Annotated in this window: 13 protein-coding genes; 5 read left to right on the top strand and 8 right to left on the bottom strand. The window is 67.9% G+C overall.

The annotated features are described in order from the left end of the window. Positions 1–7: 7 nt before the first annotated feature. From ACXJKM_RS15510 to ACXJKM_RS15495, 4 genes are all read right to left on the bottom strand, one after another. The gene (locus ACXJKM_RS15510) at positions 8–1,594 is read right to left on the bottom strand and encodes an aldehyde dehydrogenase (NADP(+)) (protein ID WP_457320043.1); all 1,587 of its coding nucleotides are present in this window, start codon (positions 1,592–1,594) and stop codon (positions 8–10) included. Positions 1,595–1,603: 9 nt separating this feature from the next. Then, positions 1,604–3,358, bottom strand: a complete 1,755-nt coding sequence (locus tag ACXJKM_RS15505; protein ID WP_457320045.1) for an IlvD/Edd family dehydratase — start codon at positions 3,356–3,358, stop codon at positions 1,604–1,606. A 152-nt stretch (positions 3,359–3,510) separates the two neighbouring features. Next, positions 3,511–4,464, bottom strand: coding sequence for a glycoside hydrolase family 43 protein (locus tag ACXJKM_RS15500; RefSeq protein ID WP_457320047.1), 954 nt, complete (start codon positions 4,462–4,464; stop codon positions 3,511–3,513). Between the two features lie 75 nt (positions 4,465–4,539). Continuing rightward, positions 4,540–7,182 (bottom strand): TonB-dependent receptor, encoded by a 2,643-nt coding sequence (locus ACXJKM_RS15495; RefSeq protein WP_457320049.1) that lies wholly within the window; start codon positions 7,180–7,182, stop codon positions 4,540–4,542. 248 nt (positions 7,183–7,430) lie between these two features. On the opposite strand from ACXJKM_RS15495, the gene ACXJKM_RS15490 reads away from it, so the two are divergent. Continuing rightward, positions 7,431–8,708 carry a peptide MFS transporter gene (locus tag ACXJKM_RS15490; RefSeq protein ID WP_457320051.1) on the top strand — a complete coding sequence of 426 codons (1,278 nt, stop codon included), beginning with the start codon at positions 7,431–7,433 and terminating at the stop codon, positions 8,706–8,708. A gap of 3 nt (positions 8,709–8,711) precedes the next feature. Here the strand turns inward: ACXJKM_RS15490 and ACXJKM_RS15485 are convergent, their stop codons facing one another. Together ACXJKM_RS15485 and ACXJKM_RS15480 are read right to left on the bottom strand one after the other, a co-directional pair. Next, positions 8,712–9,935 carry an AGE family epimerase/isomerase gene (locus ACXJKM_RS15485; RefSeq protein ID WP_457353460.1) on the bottom strand — a complete coding sequence of 408 codons (1,224 nt, stop codon included), beginning with the start codon at positions 9,933–9,935 and terminating at the stop codon, positions 8,712–8,714. 1 nt (position 9,936) lies between these two features. After that, entirely contained in the window at positions 9,937–10,170 is a 234-nt protein-coding gene (locus ACXJKM_RS15480; RefSeq protein ID WP_056191214.1) for a DUF2805 domain-containing protein, read from the bottom strand. Between the two features lie 178 nt (positions 10,171–10,348). Between ACXJKM_RS15480 and ACXJKM_RS15475 the strand changes: the two genes are divergently transcribed. Beyond that, entirely contained in the window at positions 10,349–11,104 is a 756-nt protein-coding gene (locus ACXJKM_RS15475; RefSeq protein ID WP_457320055.1) for an esterase/lipase family protein, read from the top strand. Between the two features lie 299 nt (positions 11,105–11,403). Here ACXJKM_RS15475 and ACXJKM_RS15470 read toward each other — a convergent pair whose 3' ends face one another. Both ACXJKM_RS15470 and ACXJKM_RS15465 read right to left on the bottom strand, forming a co-directional pair. Beyond that, the gene (locus ACXJKM_RS15470; RefSeq protein ID WP_457353458.1) at positions 11,404–12,666 is read right to left on the bottom strand and encodes an acyl-CoA dehydrogenase family protein; all 1,263 of its coding nucleotides are present in this window, start codon (positions 12,664–12,666) and stop codon (positions 11,404–11,406) included. Between the two features lie 115 nt (positions 12,667–12,781). Further along, complete coding sequence (locus ACXJKM_RS15465) at positions 12,782–14,770, bottom strand: cation:proton antiporter domain-containing protein (RefSeq protein WP_457353456.1); 1,989 nt, start codon at positions 14,768–14,770, stop codon at positions 12,782–12,784. Positions 14,771–14,953: 183 nt separating this feature from the next. On the opposite strand from ACXJKM_RS15465, the gene ACXJKM_RS15460 reads away from it, so the two are divergent. From ACXJKM_RS15460 to ACXJKM_RS15450, 3 genes are all read left to right on the top strand, one after another. Continuing rightward, positions 14,954–15,565 (top strand): hypothetical protein, encoded by a 612-nt coding sequence (locus ACXJKM_RS15460; RefSeq protein ID WP_157280991.1) that lies wholly within the window; start codon positions 14,954–14,956, stop codon positions 15,563–15,565. A 14-nt stretch (positions 15,566–15,579) separates the two neighbouring features. Next, entirely contained in the window at positions 15,580–16,176 is a 597-nt protein-coding gene (locus ACXJKM_RS15455) for a hypothetical protein (protein ID WP_457322392.1), read from the top strand. A gap of 201 nt (positions 16,177–16,377) precedes the next feature. After that, complete coding sequence (locus ACXJKM_RS15450) at positions 16,378–17,649, top strand: Glu/Leu/Phe/Val family dehydrogenase (protein ID WP_457353454.1); 1,272 nt, start codon at positions 16,378–16,380, stop codon at positions 17,647–17,649. The last annotated feature ends 61 nt before the right edge of the window (positions 17,650–17,710 follow it).

Raw genomic sequence — 17,710 nt, 5'->3', positions numbered from 1 at the left:
TTGATCTTCAGTTGCGCGTCAGCGCGCCGTCGCGGCGGCGCCAGAGGCCACGCTCGTTCGGTTCGCGCAGCACCGGCGGCAGCAGCGCGCGCGGCATGTTCTGGTAGCAGACCGGGCGCAGGAAGCGCTGGATGGCGGCCGTGCCGACCGAGCTGCTGCGGCCGTCGCTGGTCGCCGGGAAGGGGCCGCCATGGACCATGGCCGTCGACACCTCGACGCCCGTCGGGTAGCCATTGGCCAGGATGCGGCCGACCTTGCGCTCCAGCGCCGGCAGCAGGCGGCGGGCGGCGGCGAGGTCGGCCTCGTCGTCGTCCTGCAGCTGCAGCGTCGCGGTCAGCTGGCCTTCCAGGCTCTCGATGACGGCGAGCAGTTCGTCCAGGTCCGAGCAGGCCACCAGCAGCGAGGCGGGGCCGAAGATCTCGGACTGCATCGCGTGGTTGGCCAGGAAGGCCGCGCCGGTCGTCTTGAACAGGCTGGGCGCACCCTTGCAGGCACTCGATTCACCGCGCAGCAACGTGTCCACGGCAGGCTGGCCGGCAAGCTGGTCCTCGCCGCGCTGGTAGGCGCCGGCGATGCCGGGAGTCAGCATGGTGGCGGCCGGCATGGGCTTGAGGGCCTCGGCAGCGGCGCTGGCGAAGCGGTCGAAGTCCGCGCTGGCCAGGCCCAGCACCAGGCCAGGGTTGGTGCAGAACTGGCCGACGCCCATCGTCAGCGAACCCGCAAAGCCGGTCGCGATCTCGGCGCCGCGCGCGGCTAGCGCGCCAGGCAGCAGGACGACGGGGTTGATGCTGCTCATCTCGGCGTAGACCGGGATGGGCTGGGGCCGCGAAGCCGCCGCGGCCATCAGCGCGATGCCACCGCTGCGCGAGCCGGTGAAGCCGACAGCCTGGATAGCCGGGTGGCGCACCAGCGTGTCGCCGATGCCGTGGCCGCTGCCGGTCAGCAGCGCGAAGACGCCGGCGGGCAGGTTGGACAGCTTGACCGCCTCGACGACCGCGCGGCCGACCAGCTCGGACGTGCCCGGGTGGGCCGAGTGCGCCTTGACGACGACCGGGCAGCCGGCGGCCAGGGCCGCGGCGGTGTCGCCACCGGCGACCGAGAAGGCCAGCGGGAAGTTGCTGGCGCCGAATACGGCCACCGGGCCGACGCCGACGAAGCGCAGGCGCAGGTCCGGCCGCGGCGGTGTGCGGGTGGGCAGCGCCGTGTCGATGCGGGCGTCCTGCCAGCTGCCTTCGCGCAGCAGCTCGGCGAACAGCTTGAGCTGGTTCATCGTGCGGCCACGCTCGCCTTCCAGGCGGGCACGCGGCAGGCCGGTCTCGGCCATGGCGCGCACGATCAGGTCGTCGCCCAGCGCCAGGATCTGCGCGGCGATCTGCTCCAGGAAATCGGCACGCTCCTGATCCGTCGTCGCGCGGTAGGCGTCGAAGGCGGCGCCGGCGAGCGCGCAGGCTTCGGACACCTGGGCGGCATCGACGGCGTTGAAGTCGGGGCCGATGGCTTCGTTCTTGCCCGGGTCGAAAGCCTGGAAGGGCTTGCCGGCGCCGCGTACCGGCTGGCCGCCGATCAGCGCCAGGCCTTGGATAGTGTTGCTCATGAGGCGTCCTTAATGGGAATGGCGCGGGACGGCAGAGCCGCGCTTGCCGCGCAGGAAATCGAAGTCGCAGCCTTCGTCGGCCTGCAGCACGTGCTGCACGTAGAGGTGCCGATAGCCACTGGCGTCCTGGGGGTCGACGGTTTGTGCCGCGGCCCAGGCGGCCAGGCGCTCGGCCAGCTCGGCCTCCGGCACGTCCAGGTGCAGGCGGCCGCTAGCGCAGTCGAGCTCGATGAAATCGCCCTCCTTGACGACGGCCAGCGGCCCACCGGCGCGCGCCTCGGGCGCGACGTGCAGCACGACGGTGCCGTAGGCGGTGCCGCTCATGCGCGCATCCGAGATGCGCACCATGTCCTTGACGCCAGCGGCGAGCAGCTTCGGGGGCAGGCCCATGTTGCCGACCTCGGCCATGCCGGGGTAGCCCTTGGGGCCGCAGTTCTTCATGACGAGGATTGAGTTGGCGTCGACGTCCAAGTCGGGATCGACGATACGCGCCTTGTAGTCCTCGAAGTCCTCGAACACGACGGCACGGCCGCGGTGCTTCATCAGCTCGGGCGTGGCGGCCGAGGGCTTGAGCACGGCGCCGCGCGGCGCCAGGTTGCCACGCAGGATGCAGATGCCGCCGTCGGCGATCAGCGGCTTGTCCAGCTGGCGGATGACTTCGTCGTCATAGATGGGCGCGTCCACGCAGTTGGTCCACAGGCTCTTGCCGTTGACGGTCAGCGCGTCCTTGTGCGGCAGCAGGCCGCCCTCGCCCAGGCGGCGGATGACGGCGGGCAGGCCGCCGGCGTAATAGAACTCTTCCATCAGGAAGCGGCCCGAAGGCAGCAGGTCCACGACGGTGGGCGTGCCACGGCCGATGCGGGTCCAGTCCTCCAGCTCCAGGTCCACGCCGATGCGCCCGGCGATGGCCTTCAGGTGGATGACGGCGTTGGTCGAGCCGCCGATGGCGGCGTTGACGCGGATGGCGTTCTCGAAGGCTTCCTTGGTCAGCACCTTGGACAGCGTCAGCTGCTCCCACACCATCTCGACGATGCGCATGCCCGACAGATGGGCCAGCACATACCGGCGCGCATCGACGGCGGGAATCGCGGCGTTGTGCGGCAGGGACGTGCCCAGCGCCTCGGCCATGCAGGCCATCGTCGAGGCCGTGCCCATGGTGTTGCAGGTGCCGGCCGAGCGCGAGTGGCCGGCCTCGGCGGCCATGAAGTCGTGCATGCTGAGTTCGCCGGCCTTGACCTGCTCGTGCAGCTGCCACACGGCCGTGCCCGAGCCGATGTTCTTGCCCTTGAGCTTGCCGTTGAGCATCGGGCCGCCGGTGACGACGATGGCCGGCACGTCGACGCTGGCCGCGCCCATCAGCAGGGCCGGCGTGGTCTTGTCGCAGCCCACCAGCAGCACGACGGCGTCCATCGGGTTGCCGCGAATGCTTTCCTCGACGTCCATGCTGGCGAGGTTGCGCGTGAGCATGGCGGTCGGGCGCAGGTTGCTCTCGCCGTTGGAGAACACCGGGAACTCGACCGGGAAGCCGCCCGCCTCCAGGATGCCGCGCTTGACGTGCTCGGCCAGTTTGCGGAAGTGGGCGTTGCAGGGGGTCAGCTCGCTCCAGGTGTTGCAGATGCCGATGATGGGCTTGCCCTGGAATTCATGGTCGGGGATGCCCTGGTTCTTCATCCAGGAGCGGTACATGAAACCGTTCTTGTCCTGGGTGCCGAACCACTCGGCGGAGCGCAGCTTGACCTTGCTCTTCTTGTCGTCAGTCGTCATGTGTTGTCTCGATGTCGTTCCCGGCACGCAGGTTTGCCGCTTCATGGAGCTGGCTGCGCCATGCAGACGCGGGCAGCCCGTCAAACGATGCTAGGGGCCGAGGGATACGCGATCCAATCAAATTCCACAACGTATCGATATCGAAACCGGCATCAATCAAGCCGGGAAGGCTTGCCAAACAGCGGCATGCCGTCGGCCGACCACCGCAGCGGCTTCACGAAACTGTGCCGGTCGGGGTTCCACAGCGGGTCGCCGACGATCTCGGTGCAGGTGCGGGCGTGATAGACCAGCAGCACCTCGTCGGGGTCCCGGCCCGTCGTGAAGCTGTTGTGGCCAGGGCCGAAGACGCTGTCCTCGGCGCAACTGCGCATGACCGGCTGGACGGACTTGCGCCAGCTCGCCGGGTCCAGCGGGTCGGCGCCGTCGTCCGCCCACAGCAGGCCCATCGCGTAGTTCTCGTCGGTGGCGCTGGCCGAGTAGCTGATGAAGACACGGCCGTTTCGCTGCAGCACCGACGGCCCTTCGTTGACCAGGAAGCCGCGGCACTCCCAGTCGTATTCGGGCCGGCTCAACAACACCGGCGCGCCGCCCAGTTGCCAGGGCGTCCTCATCGGCGCGATATAGAGATTGGAATTGCCCGGGATGGCCGGGTCCTTCTGCGCCCACAGGTAATAGAGCTGGCCGCGGTGCGTGAAGGTGGTCGCGTCCAGGCAGAAGCTGTCCATGCCGGAGTCGACCTGGCCGAGGAACTCCCAGGGGCCGCCCAGTGGGTCCTGGGCGATGTTCCTGATCGCATACATGCGGTGCTGAAACATGCCCAGGCCGTCCAGCGCGCGGGTCGGCGCCGCCGCGAAATAGACATACCAGGCGCCGTCGTTGAAATGCAGTTCGGGCGCCCAGACCAGCTCGGAATACGGCCCCGTGTCGGGCTTGTGCCAGACGTCAAAGACCGGCGCATCCACCAGGCCCTCGATGGTGAGGGCGCGGCGGATCTCGATGCGGTCGTACTGCGGCACCGAGGCGGTGAAGTAATAGAAGCCATCAGCGTGGCGCGAGACGTGGGGGTCGGCGCGCTGGCGGATCAGCGGTTCAAGCAGGTCAGACATGGGTACGGCGGCATAAAAAGGGGCGTTACCGGCGAGGCGCCTGCAACGCCCTGGACGAGCCGAGGGTCGCCGGGTTCAAAGCTTCCAGCGCACCGACACCCCCACCGTGCGGTCGTAGTAGCGCACGTCGCGCACCAGCGACGGGGTCTGGTCGAAGTAGTCGTGATAGGACTGGTTGAGCAGGTTGGTGACATCCACCGACATCGTCAGCTGCTTGTTGAAGCTGTAGCCGAACGAGGCGTCCAGCGTGCGCAGCGGCGCCACCCACAGCTCGCGGCCGGTCGTGCGGTAGGGCTTTTCGGCCAGGAACTTGCTGCGCCAGTTGTAGGCCAGACGGGCGTAGATGTCACCGTACTCGTACAGGCCGACCAGGTTGTAGGCCGACTTGGACTGGCCCAGGAAGGGGCCGACCACGCCGTTCGGGTCGGTCTGCTTGCCGGTCATGAAGGTGTAGTTGGCCTCCAGGCCGAAGCCGCCAGGCCAGCCGGGCAGGAAGTCGTAGAACTGGCGGTAGCTCAGCTCGTAGCCGTGCAGATTGGCCTTGTTGATGTTGATCGGCTGCGTGATGCGGTAAGGCACGCCACCGATCGTCGTCTCGACCGTCTGCGAGTACACACGGTTCTTGAACTTGTGCTCGAAAGCCGTGGCCGTCACCGAGCCGGTGCGGGCGAAGTAGTACTCCAGCGCCGCGTCCACATTGGTGGACTCGGTCGGTTTGAGCTGCGGGTTGCCGCCGTTGGCCGTGCCGTAGGTGACGCCGCCGCCCGGGGGCGTGAAAGTGATGCCGGGGTTGTAGTCGACGAAGTTCGGGCGCTCGATGGCCTTGCCGGTCACCAGGCGAGCGATCAGCTTGGACGTCAGCTCGGCCTTCAGCGACAGCGTCGGCAGCGCGTCGGTGCGCGAGGTGTCGATGTTGACCGGCGTGATGACGCCGGTGCTGGCATTGCGGGAGTTGCCCATCAGCTTCTGCTCGGTGCGCACGACACGCAGGCCGAACACGCCGGTCACCGGCACACCGCCGGCGTTGAAGCCAAACTTGGTGCGGCCGTAGATCGCCTGGGTCGTCTCGCTGTCATCGAACAGCGTCATCGGGTCATAGGCCGTCAGCGCGCCGTTGCCGTTGGTCAGCAGCTTGCGGAAGGCTTCGCCGTTGTTCAGCAGCCAGTCGCGGTCGGCATAGACGTATTGCTTGACGCCGTAGTCGCCCCAGGTGGGCGGCGACACCGAGAACATCTCCGCCAGCGCGGCATCGGCCGTCGACTTGCCCACGGCCGAGAAGCTCGTCGTCCAGGGCATGGTGGTGCCGATGGACATGGCGCTGCGCTTAGCCAGGCGCACGCCGCCGCTGACCTCGCGGAAGAAGCCGTCGCCGATGTCATAGGTCGCGTCGCCGCGCCAGTCAGTGTTCTTGCCTTCGCGCTCGCCGCGCACATCCACGCCGCCGTTGATGCGGAAGTTGGCCTTGCTGGTCAAGTCCAGGTTGGGGTAGTTGATGTAGCCGCCGCCGTCCTGCACCTTGGCCACCGTGCTGGTGGGCGAGTAGCCGGTGTCCAGGATGCGGTTGACCCAGTCGATCTGGCTGTTGGTGCGGACCAGCTCGGTGGACAGGCGCAGGCGGTCGGTCACGTCCCAGTGGCCGCCCAGGGCCACCTGGGCATTGCTGACCGTGTCGTGCTTGGCCTGCGTGGAAGTGAAGCCCCAACCGTTGTAGTTGGTGTTGGTGACCGTGTCCATGAAGTTGGTGCCGGGCTTGACGGTCACCACCGAGGTCGGCTCGAAGACCGGCGCACCGGCCACCAGGAAGGACTGCTGGAAGCGGTGATTGATGCTGGTGCCGAAGCCTTCCAGGTAGACCTCCTTGTCGGCGCTCGGCTTCCACTGCAGCGCGAAGTTGCCGGCCAGGCGCTTGCGGTCGCCCAGGTCGAGCACGCGGCCGACGGCGTCGGAGCCGACGATGCTGCGGCCGGCGTTCGTGAAGGTCAGCGGGTCGCCGACCCATGCGCGCTCATCGTGGTATTTGCCGCGCTGGTAGGACAGGCCGAACAGGGCGCCAACCTCGCCGAGGTCGGTCTTCCAGCGGTTGGAGGCCATGCCGCTCAGGTCAGGGTTGTTGACGTCGGCCTTGTCGCGGTGCTCCATGCGGCCGTTGACGACGAACTGGGCGCCCTTGAAGTCGAAGGGGCGGTTGGTGCGCACATCGATGACGCCGGCCGTGCCGCCTTCGGGCAGGCTGGCTTCCTGGGTCTTGTAGACGTCGATGCGCTTGAGCATCGTCGCCGGCACGTCGGCCAGATAGAGGCTGCGGCCCGAGTCCGAGAAGAACTCGCGGCCGTTCAGCAGCGTGACGATGCCGCCCAAGCCGCGCACGATGACCGTGCCGGCCTCGCCGTTGCCGCGCTGGATCTGCACGCCGGTGACGCGGCCGAGTAGCTCGGCAACGTTCTTGTCGGGGAACTTGCCGATGTCCTCGGCGACGATGGAGTCGACGACCTGGTCGGAATTCTTCTTGATGGCCTGCGCCGTCTCGGCCGAGGCGCGGGCGCCGGTGACGACGACAGTCTCCAGCTGCTGGTCGGCAGCGGCCGCGGCGGCCTGCTGCGCCAGCGCGCTGCCGGACAGGGCGGCCAGCGCGGCGGCGGCCGTCAGGCTCAGGGCAAAGCTCGGGAAATTCTGGAAATGGGCACGCGCATGCCGCGGCGCCAGGCCTTGTTGCTTCATCTTGTCTCCGGAAATCGTTATGGGTGCAGATCCAACCCTGGCAGCGTCGGCCTCTCGGGGGCCGGTGGCTCGGGTCTGAAATCATGCTAGGGGCCCGACCGATTCGCGACTAATCACATTTTTGGATTTATCGATGCTGGTTTTCGCATCATTACCGCGGGTATTTACCAGGAAGGCGGCAATGACCCTGACGGCCGGGTGATGGCGCGCCCCTATTATCGAAAGCCGCCGCCCCAAACCCTTGATCCATGTCCGCCGAGGTTATTTCGCCACCCACTGCAAACCTCCGCCAACCGTTCGGCCTGTTTGTGCTCGCCGGCGCTGAAATGTGGGAGCGATTCAGTTTCTACGGCGTTCGCTCGCTGCTGGTGCTGTATCTGGTGGAGGCTTTGCAATATTCGCGGGCCGACGCAGTTTCGGTCGTCGGCATGTATACCGGCTCGGCGTTCTTCTGCGCCATCTTCGGCGGTTGGCTGGCGGACCGCCTCCTGGGCCAGCGTCGCGCGGTGCTGCTGGGCATGCTGCTGATGATGGCCGGCCATGTCGCACTCGGCGCGGGCCAGCCCGTCACCCTGGGCCTGGGTTTGCTGGCGGTGGGCACCGGCCTTTTCAAACCCACCACGACGGCCATGGTCGGTGCGCTATATCTGCCAGACGACGCGCGGCGCCAGGGTGGGTATACGGTGTTTTATATGGGCATCAATATCGGCGCGGCCCTGTCCGCGCTGATCGGTGGGTATCTGGCGCAGCGCCACGGCTGGGGTTATGGATTCATGTCTGCCGCGGCGGGCATGGCCGTCGGCGTCGTGGTTTTCATGGCCGGTTGGCGCTGGTTGCCGCCTGTGGCTGCGCCAGCGCCCGAGCCGGCACGCGCGGCCTGGACTGATGCGCAGGCGCGGCGCCGCATCCAGGTCATCTTGCTGATGTCGCTGGTGGCCATCTGCTTTTACATCGGCTACGAACAGGCGGCTGGCGCGATGACGCTGTTCGTGCGCGACCACGTCTCGCCGCAATTCCTCGGCATCGAGCTGACCGCCGCGCAGTTCCTGGCCGTGAACCCCCTGCTCGTCATCCTGCTGGCGCCGCTGTCAGCGCGCCTGCTTTCGCGGCTGGGCTGGCCGGAATTTCGCGTGCAGGGCCTGGGCATGATGGTGCTGGGCCTGAGCTTCGTGCTGCTGCAGGCGTTGCAGGGCCGCGCCGCGCAGGGCGAGGTCATTCCGGCCTGGATGATGGTCGGCGTCATCGGCGTGCAGACGCTGGCCGAGCTGCTGGTCGTGCCCATCGGGCTGGCCGTGGTGTCACGGTATGCGCCAGCCGGCTGGGCGGCCACGTTGATGGGCGCCTGGATGCTGGCCAAGGCCACGGCCGGCCTGCTGGCCGGCCAGCTCTATGGCTGGCTGCTGCCGACGGGGCTGTCGCTCTACGGGGTGGTGACCGCCATCGGCATCGCCGGGGGCCTGCTGCTGATCTCGGCGTCCGGCGCACTGCGGCGATACGCCGGCATGGGCGACCTGCGCCCGGGCTGAGCGTCAGCTGGCGACCTTGAGCGCCGCCTGGTGCAGGCGCACCATGTGATAGGGATCGGGCTGCGCATCACGGCAGCCGCCGCTCTTGCAGGGCAGGGCATCGGCCGCGCGCCAGCCGCCATGCTCGGCGTCGATGAGCTGGGTCTTGATCAGCCCCTGCGTCTGCTCGTAGCGCCGCCACAGGTCGTTGCGGCCCGTGGCCTGGCCCGCGACGAGCAGGGCATGCAGGCATTCGGCCTGCTGCCACCAGCCCTTGTGCGCGTCGGCCTTGCCTCCGTCCGGAAAGGCTTTCAGGCCGCAGCCGCCGTCGATGTCGTCATAGCCGGTGGCCAGCGCATAGGCGAGCACTCGCTCGGCCACCTGGGCATAGATGGGCGACACCAGCGCGCCCTTCATCAGCAGATGGCTCCATTCGAACTGGTGGCCGATGTCGATATAGCCGCCGGCTTCCCGCGTCGGCAAGGGCTTCCAGCCCTCGTCGTACCACTCGGGGATGTGGGCGCTGCCCTCGGCCTGTCCTTGCAGCAGCTTGTAGGCGACGAAGTCGCCCAGGCGCCGGGCGCCGGCCTCGACGGTCTTGTCGCCGGTGGCATCGCGCAGAGCCAGCAGCGCCTCGAACATGTGCATGACCGGGTTCTGCGTGCGCGCGCCCGGAATGGGCTTGAAGTCACGCTCGCATTCGTTGTAGAGGCCACCGGCCGGCTCGAAGAAGTTGAGTTCGATCTCGCGCCAGGCCTGCAGGGCCGCATCGCGATAGCGCACATCGCCTCCAATGCGGTAGATCTCGGCCAGCGCCAGCAACGCAAAGGCATGGCCGTAGGCGCGCTTGATCGAGGCGCGCGGGATGCCGTCCGCTCCCACGGTGTGGAAGAAGCCGCCATGCACCGGGTCGCGGAAGCGCTGCAACAGATAGTCGGCGCCCCGCCGGGCCACCTTGAGATAACCCGCATCTGGGATGAACTCATGGCCAGCGGCGAAGGCGTAGACGAGGCGGGCCTGGCCGATCAGCTCGAGTTCCGGCTGGGGCTGGGGCTGCCAGGCGCGGTTGAAGGCCAGCTGGAAGCTGCCGTCGGGCCGCAGCGCATGAGCATGCCAGTGCAGCAGCAGGGCCTCAAGATCGTCCCGGTGCCAGCCGGTATCGATGCGGTTGCGGATGCGCGCATCCGGGTCGCTGCAGGCGGCCAGGGCGGCGAGCAGCGCGAGGACAGACCGGCGGTCGAGCTTCACGTCAACGACCATGGGGCCAGGTGGCCCGCTTGGTCGGGCCCTTGCTCGACCTGCCGCGCGCGGTCCAGAGCTTGTAGGCCGCCGGCGTCAGCTCGCGCTTGAGCAGGGCCACCAGCTCGCCATGGCCGATGCCGTGCATCAGCAACACCTTGGTGTAGGGCGGTGTGTCCTCGAACGCGGTGGCGATGACACGCTTGACTTCTTCTGGATTGAGCTTGGGTGCGGGCTTGGCCATGCCCGCATTCTGTCAGCCGAAGCACCGGGCTCACCCCGCCAATGCGGGGGTGGGGCCCTTCGCCCAAGCGGCCAGTGCCGTCCTACAGCGCCTGTGCCGTCGCGCTGGCACCACGCCTCGGTGCGGCACGCCAGCATCGGGGCCATTGACTGACCCATCGGCTCGCGCCGCTACAGCCATGACCTCTTCCACTCCCGTCGTGACCCTGACACCCAAGCCCGTCACCGCACCCAACCGGCGGCCCGCCCTGTCACTGCTGGCCTCCGAGCCGGCGCGCGCCACGCTGGAAGCCTGGGCCGCGTTGATGCAGTGGGGCAAGACGCCCAGCCAGGTCGGCGCCGGCCATACCGTGGTGCTGTTCCCGGGCCTGGGAACGGACGGCCTGACGCTGTGGCCGCTGCGCCGGCATCTGGAGCGCGCCGGCTTTCGGGCGCTGGACTGGGGGCAGGGCATGAACACCGGGCCCAAGGGCGACGTCGATGCCTGGCTGGAGACGTTGGCCGACAAGCTGCACGAGCGCGTGGCGCCGGCACGCGAGGTCAGCTTCGTGGGCTGGAGCCTGGGCGGCTTCTATGCGCGCGAGCTGGCCAAGCGCTGGCACGACCGCGTGCACCACGTCGTCACCATCGGCACGCCCTTCAATGGCAGCGTCGACGACACCAACGTGGGCTGGCTGTTCCGCCTGCTGAACGGGCGCGAGGCCCCCGCCGAGGCGGCGCTGCGCGAGCGCCTGGCGGAGCCGCCGCCGGTGCCGACGATCTCGCTGTACAGCCGCCGCGACGGTGTCGTCTCGTGGGAAGCCTGCACGCACGCGCGCCGCTGGCCGCTGGCGCGAGACATCGAGGTGCAGGCCAGCCATATGGGCATGGGCTGGGCGCCCGAGGTGCTGAACCACGTGACGGGCGTGCTGGGCTGCCGCCGCCAGACCACCTGAGTTCGCGGCCGAGCGCCGGGCCTGCCATGGGCCAGAGGCCCATGGCCTTCCGTAGGCACAAGCAGTCCGCAGGGACTGCTTGTGTCCGACTCCAGTTCACCTGGCCGGCCTGCGCTGGCGATGTGCTCGCGGCTCGATGCCGCGAGCATCGCCGTCCCCTCGGGGGCTGAGGCCGGACACATCGCGCCCAGTGGGCGGGATGTGCCTGCCGAAGAGCTGCGGCACCTGCCGCGGCGCGGTCTGCAAGACCGACCAGGGCGCCCGCATTCAGCGAGGCGGACTGGACAAGGGGCTAACGATCAGCCGCCGCGCGTCACCGGCATCGAGACCCTGTCGGCCGGCAGCTTCATGTGGCTGGCCAGCTCCAGCTTGGCGAGCGAATTGCGGTGCACCTCGTCCGGGCCATCGGCCAGGCGCAGCGTGCGCTGGTGTGCCCACATCATGGCCAGCGGCGTGTCGTCGCTGACGCCCATGCCGCCGAAGACCTGGATGGCCCAGTCGATGACTTGCAAGGCCATGTTGGGCGCGACGATCTTGATCATCGCAATCTCGGCCTTGGCGACCTTGTTGCCCACCGTGTCCATCATGTAGGCGGCCTTCAGCGTCAACAGGCGCGCCTGTTCGATCATGCAGCGCGACTCGGCGATGCGCTCCTGCGTGACGGTCTGCTGGGCAATCGTCTTGCCAAAGGCCGTGCGGGCGATGGCGCGTTCGCACAGCAGCTGCAGGGCGCGCTCGGCGGCGCCGATGCTGCGCATGCAGTGGTGGATGCGGCCCGGGCCCAGGCGCCCCTGCGCGATCTCGAAGCCACGGCCCTCGCCGAGCAGGATGTTGCTGGCGGGCACGCGCACATTCTTCAGCTCGACTTCCATGTGGCCGTGGGGCGCGTCGTCATAGCCGAACACGGACAGCGGACGGACCACCGTGATGCCCGGCGCGTTCGCCGGCACGACGATCATGGACTGCTGCTCGTGGCGGCCGGCCTCTTCGTTGGTCTTGCCCATGACGATGTAGACGGCACAGCGCGGGTCGCCAGCACCGGAGCTCCACCACTTGCGGCCGTTGATGACGTAGTCATCTCCATCACGCTCTATGCGGCATTCGATGTTGGTGGCGTCGCTCGAAGCCACGGCCGGCTCGGTCATCAGGAAGGCCGAGCGGATCTCGCCGCGCAGCAGCGGCTCCAGCCATTTGTCCTTCAGCCCCTCGGACGCATAGCGCTCCAGCGTCTCCATGTTGCCGGTGTCGGGTGCCGAGCAGTTGAAGACCTCGGGCGCCCAGAACACGCGACCCATGATCTCGCACATCGGTGCATATTCGAGGTTGGACAGGCCCTCGGGCGCGCGAGCGGACTTGGGCAGGAAGAGGTTCCACAAACCGGCCGCGCGGGCCTTGGGCTTGAGCTCCTCGATGACCTTCGTGGGCACCCAGGGATTGCCGGCGCGACGGTTGGCAGCCACCTCGTCGAGATAGCGCTTCTCGTTCGGATAGATGTGCTCGTCGAAGAAGGCAAGCAGGCGCTCACGCATCTGCGCGACCTTGGGGCTGTAGTCGAAGTTCATGGCGCGGCTTCTTTCGAGTGCGGGGTGCGCCAGTGTGGCCCAGCGACCCGCGGGCGCTTGTCACTCAGGTGGCAGAGCCTGGCAATGGCGCGGCAATGGGTCGCGTTGCCAGGCCCTAGCCCAGCAGCTTCTCTTCGGCCAGCGCCAAGGCCTCCGGCTTGCCGCTGATGACCAGGGTGTCACCACTGGCCAGCGTCGCGCCGTCAGCAAGCAGGCCCTTGCCGTTGGCGCGTCGAAGTGACACCACGGCGACACCCAGGGCGTGCAGGGCCAGGTCGTCCAGCAACTTGCCGGCATGCGGGCTGGCGGTGGGCAGCGTCACCGACGCCAGGCGGGCCTGGTCGCGCTCGTCGGCGGTGTCGTCGTCGGCGCCGTGGAAATAGCCGCGCAACAGGCCATAACGCTTGTCGCGCGCATCGCGCGTGATGCGGATGACGCGGCGCATCGGCACCCCCACCAATGCCAGCGCATGCGAGGCCAGCATCAGCGAGCCCTCGATGGCCTCGGGCACGACCTCGGTGGCGCCGGCGGTCTTGAGCCGCTCGAGGTCGGTGTCGTCGATGGTGCGCACGACGACCGGCACCCTGGGCGCATGGGCTCGCACGAGGTCGAGGATCTTCAGTGCCGACGGCGTGTCGTGGTAGCTGACGACGACCGCGCTGGCGCGCGCCAGGCCCGCGGCCATCAGGCTCTGGACCTTGGCCGCGTCGCCGAAGACGACGCTCTGGCCCGCCGCCGCGGCCTGGCGCACGCGGTCCGGGTCGAGGTCCAGAGCCATATAGGGAATGTGTTCTCCCTCCAGCAGCCGCGCCAGGTTCTGGCCCGAGCGGCCGTAGCCGCAAATGATGACGTGCGCCTCGGACTGGATGGACTTCTTGGCGATCATCGTCAGCTGCACCGACTGCATCAGCCAGTCGCTGCTGGACAACTTCATGACGATGCGGTTGCTGTACATGACGAGGATGGGCGTGCCCAGCATGGACAGCACCATGCTGGCCAGCACCGGGCTGACCCATTGCTGCGCCACCAGGCCGTGCTGCGTTCCAAGCGTCAGCAGCACGAAGCCGAATTCGCCGGCCTGGGCGAGGTACAGGCCCGTGCGCAGCGCAACGCCCGGCGGTGACTTGAACAGGCGAGCCAGGCCGGCGATCAGCGCGAACTTGGCCGCCACCGGCGCCAGGGTGAGCAGGATGACCAGCCACCAGGTGTCCACCAGCGGCCGCCAGTCCAGCTTCATGCCGATGGTGATGAAGAACAGGCCCAGCAGCACGTCGTGGAAGGGTCGGATGTCGGTCTCCACCTGGTGGCGGTACTCGGTCTCCGAGATCAGCATGCCGGCCACAAATGCGCCCAGGGCCAGGCTGAGTCCGAAATGCTCGGTCAGCCAGGCCAGGCCGAGCGTGACCAGCAGCAGGTTGAGCATGAAGAGCTCGTCGCTCTTGCGCCGCGCCACCAGCGTCAGCCACCAGCGCATCACCTTCTGGCCGCCGTAGAGCAGCAGGGTCAGCAGGGCCGCGGCCTTCAGCCCGGCCCAGGCCAGCGCGCTCATCATCTCGCTGCCGGTGCTGTTCAGCGCCGGGATCAGCACCAGCAGCGGCACGACGGCCAGATCCTGGAACAGCAGCACGCCCATGACGAGCTTGCCGTGCGGACTCTCCAGCTCCAGCCGCTCGGCCATCAGCTTGACGATGATGGCCGTCGAGCTCATGGCCATCGCCGAGCCCAGCACCAGAGCCCCCTGCCAACCCATCTGCCAGGCGCTGCCCAGCATCGCGAAGCCGGCGATCAGCAGCGCATTGCCGAGCATGGCGCCGGCAATGGTCAGCGCCACCTGCGCCATGCCGATGCCGAAGACGGCCGTCCTCAGCGCGCGCAGCTTGGGCAGGTTGAATTCCAGCCCGATGGCGAACATCAGGAAGACGACGCCGAACTCGGCCAGGTACTGGATGCTGGCGGAATCGTGGGCAAAAGCCAGGGCGTTCGGCCCGATCAACACGCCGACGGCCAGATAGCCCAGCATGGGCGGCAGTTTCAGCAGGCGGCAGGCGACCACCCCCAGCACGGCGGCCACGAGATAGAGCAGGGCGAGGTCGAGGGAGGTCACCCGCGGATGGTATTCGTCACCTTCGCTCGCTGACTGGGGATAGTTCGGACCGGCAACGGCGCGGTACGTCCCTATAGTTCGCGCCGCCCAGGTCGCCGCGGGCTCACACCCCGGCAAAGACGACCCGGCGACACCGGTTCGCGCCGTCGAAGAGCGGCGCGTGTGATGCAACAGGGAGATCTCATGTTTACGTTGAAGGAATGGGCGCGGCGAGCTGCGCTCGGCACGCTGCTGGCCGCCACGGCCTTGTTGGGAGGCTGCGCCAGCGCCTATCTGGACGGCAGCACCAAGGAAATTGCAGCGGCGCAGTTCAAGAAGCCGCCGGCTCCAGCGCCGGTGCAGGTGCTGTTCGACTTCCAGACCAAGGGGGTGGCCAACGCGCAGGCCACGGCCATGCTGCGTGATCGCGTCTCTGCCCAGGTGAAGGCCAGCGGCATGTTCAGTGAAGTGGGCAGTGCCGCCGTACCCAATGGAGCCGTCCTCAGCATCACGCTGAACAACGTGCCGCTGACCGACAACGCCTTCTCCAAGGGATTCGTGACCGGACTGACCTTCGGCCTCGCCGGCTCGCAAGTGTCGGACGGCTACATCTGCACGGCCACCTACCGGGCGTCGGGCGACGCCGCACCCGTCGTCAAGCAGGCACGTCACGCCATCCACACGACCATGGGCGCAGCCGCGACACCGGGCAATGCCACCAAGATGCCCAACCTTCAGGAAGCAGCGTTCCAGATGACCAACCAGGTTGTCAGCAACGTACTGAACGACATTTCTCAAGACCCCAGCTTCAAGTGAAGGACGACCGAACCATGATCCATGCCTTGCTCTCCTCCCGGGCCACCACGCAGCGCCTGGCCCTGGTCGTCCTGCTGGCCGCGCTGACGGGCTGTGCGTCCGTGAAAATGCCCGCCCCGGCGCCCAGCGCCGCCAACGCCGAAAAGCTGCGCGCCACCAAGCTCGTGCCCGCCCAGGTCGGCAGCTTCAAGCTCGCCGCCGGCAAACCGGCCGAGATGGACACCACACTGGGCGGCCTGCGTGGCTCGTCGCTCAGCCCGGCAGGCGGCAGCTTCGCGGGCCAGTTGCGCGATGAGATCGCCGCTGAGCTGACGGCCGCAGGCCTGCTGGACTCGAAGTCCAAGATCGTCATCGAAGGCCAGTTGACCGACAGCATGGTCGATGCCGGCATGAGCACCGGCAAGGGACGGCTGGCCGCCAAGATCCAGATCAAGCGCGAAGGCAAGACGGTGTTCGACAAGGAAGTGATTGCCGAGTCCACCTGGGAATCGTCCTTCGTTGGCGCGATCGCCCTGCCGGCAGCCATCAACCAATACGGCGCGCTCTACAAGACCCTGGTCGGCAAACTGTTCGACGACGCCGACTTCAAGCGCGCACTGGCCACCCAATAGGGTCGCTGCGCCCGTCCTTTGAACCCGGCCCCAGGCCGGGTTTTTTGTTGCCCGACGCGGTACGCCGCCGTGAAATCCGGCACCCGAAACCGTTGCCATGCATTGCATGCATGGGCGCATACGGACTTGGCTAGACAAGCCCCGCCGAGGGACCGGACCTTCGCGCTACCGTTCGGCCCACTCAAAGTTACGGAGCGTTTCATGCCCAACCTGTCCTTTGTTTCGCCGACGCGAAACAGCCCGTGGGGAACCTATCTGTCGCAGATCGATGCGGTCGAGCCCTACCTCGGCGGCCTGGCCCGCTGGGTCGAGACGCTGCGCCGCCCCAAGCGCGCGCTGATCGTCGACATCCCCATCGAGATGGACAACGGCAGCATCGCCCACTTCGAGGGCTACCGTGTGCAGCACAGCCTGACGCGCGGCCCGGGCAAGGGCGGTGTGCGCTACCACCCGGACGTCACGCTCGAAGAAGTGATGGCCCTGTCGGCGTGGATGACGATCAAGAACGCCGCGGTGAACCTGCCCTACGGCGGCGCCAAGGGCGGCATCCGCGTCGACCCCAAGCTGCTGAGCCTCAAAGAGCTGGAGAAGATGACGCGCCGCTACACCAGCGAGATCGGCATCATCATCGGCCCGCAGCAGGACATCCCGGCGCCGGACGTCAACACCAACGGCCAGATCATGGCCTGGATGATGGACACCTATTCGATGAACACCGGCGCCACGGCGACCGGCGTCGTCACCGGCAAGCCCATCGAGCTGGGTGGTTCCCTCGGCCGCGTGGCCGCCACCGGCCGCGGCGTCTTCGTCGTCGGCCGCGAAGCGATGCGCCGCCTGGGCCAGCCGCTGGAAGGCGCGCGCATCGCGGTGCAGGGCTTCGGCAACGTCGGCTCCATCGCCGCCAAGCTGTTCGCCGCCAATGGCGCCAAGGTCGTCTGCGTGCAGGACCACACCGGCACCATCCTGAACGAGAACGGCTTTGACATGCAGAGCCTGCTCGACCACGTGGCCGCCTACAAGGGTGTGGCGGGCTTTGCCGGTGCCGACAAGATCAGCGACGAGAACTTCTGGGACGTGGCCAGCGATGTGCTGATCCCGGCCGCTCTGGAAGGCCAGATCACGGCCGAGCGCGCCAAGCGCATCAAGACCCGCCTGGTGCTGGAAGGCGCCAACGGCCCGACCACGCCGGACGGCGAGGCCGTGCTGGCCGACCGCGGCATCGTCGTTGTGCCCGACGTGATTGCCAACGCCGGTGGCGTGACGGTGTCCTATTTCGAGTGGGTGCAGGACTTTTCGTCCTTCTTCTGGACCGAGGACGAGATCAATGTCCGCCTGGACAAGATCATGATCGGTGCCTTCAAGCACATCTGGGAAACCAGTGAGCTGCACAAGATCACGCTGCGCACGGCCGCCTTCACGGTGGCCTGCACGCGGGTGCTGCAGGCGCGCGAGGAGCGCGGCCTGTACCCGTAATCCGCGCTGGGCCCCGCCCATGCACCGCCGCCAGCCGCCGCAAGGCCTGGCGGCGGTGCAG

The organism is Roseateles sp. P5_D6, assembly GCF_054049415.1.
Note: the sequence above shows the minus strand (reverse complement) of the source record. Positions and strands in the feature narration are given on the sequence as shown.

Excerpts from the sequence above, each read along its gene's own strand:
- ACXJKM_RS15495 (WP_457320049.1), bottom strand. The coding sequence starts at position 7,182 with ATGAAGCAACAAGGCCTGGCGCCGCGGCATGCGCGTGCCCATTTCCAG.
- ACXJKM_RS15500 (WP_457320047.1), bottom strand. The coding sequence starts at position 4,464 with ATGTCTGACCTGCTTGAACCGCTGATCCGCCAGCGCGCCGACCCCCAC.
- ACXJKM_RS15505 (WP_457320045.1), bottom strand. The coding sequence starts at position 3,358 with ATGACGACTGACGACAAGAAGAGCAAGGTCAAGCTGCGCTCCGCCGAG.
- ACXJKM_RS15460 (WP_157280991.1), top strand. The coding sequence starts at position 14,954 with ATGTTTACGTTGAAGGAATGGGCGCGGCGAGCTGCGCTCGGCACGCTG.
- ACXJKM_RS15490 (WP_457320051.1), top strand. The coding sequence starts at position 7,431 with ATGTCCGCCGAGGTTATTTCGCCACCCACTGCAAACCTCCGCCAACCG.
- ACXJKM_RS15510 (WP_457320043.1), bottom strand. The coding sequence starts at position 1,594 with ATGAGCAACACTATCCAAGGCCTGGCGCTGATCGGCGGCCAGCCGGTA.
- ACXJKM_RS15475 (WP_457320055.1), top strand. The coding sequence starts at position 10,349 with ATGACCTCTTCCACTCCCGTCGTGACCCTGACACCCAAGCCCGTCACC.
- ACXJKM_RS15470 (WP_457353458.1), bottom strand. The coding sequence starts at position 12,666 with ATGAACTTCGACTACAGCCCCAAGGTCGCGCAGATGCGTGAGCGCCTG.
- ACXJKM_RS15450 (WP_457353454.1), top strand. The coding sequence starts at position 16,378 with ATGCCCAACCTGTCCTTTGTTTCGCCGACGCGAAACAGCCCGTGGGGA.
- ACXJKM_RS15480 (WP_056191214.1), bottom strand. The coding sequence starts at position 10,170 with ATGGCCAAGCCCGCACCCAAGCTCAATCCAGAAGAAGTCAAGCGTGTC.
- ACXJKM_RS15455 (WP_457322392.1), top strand. The coding sequence starts at position 15,580 with ATGATCCATGCCTTGCTCTCCTCCCGGGCCACCACGCAGCGCCTGGCC.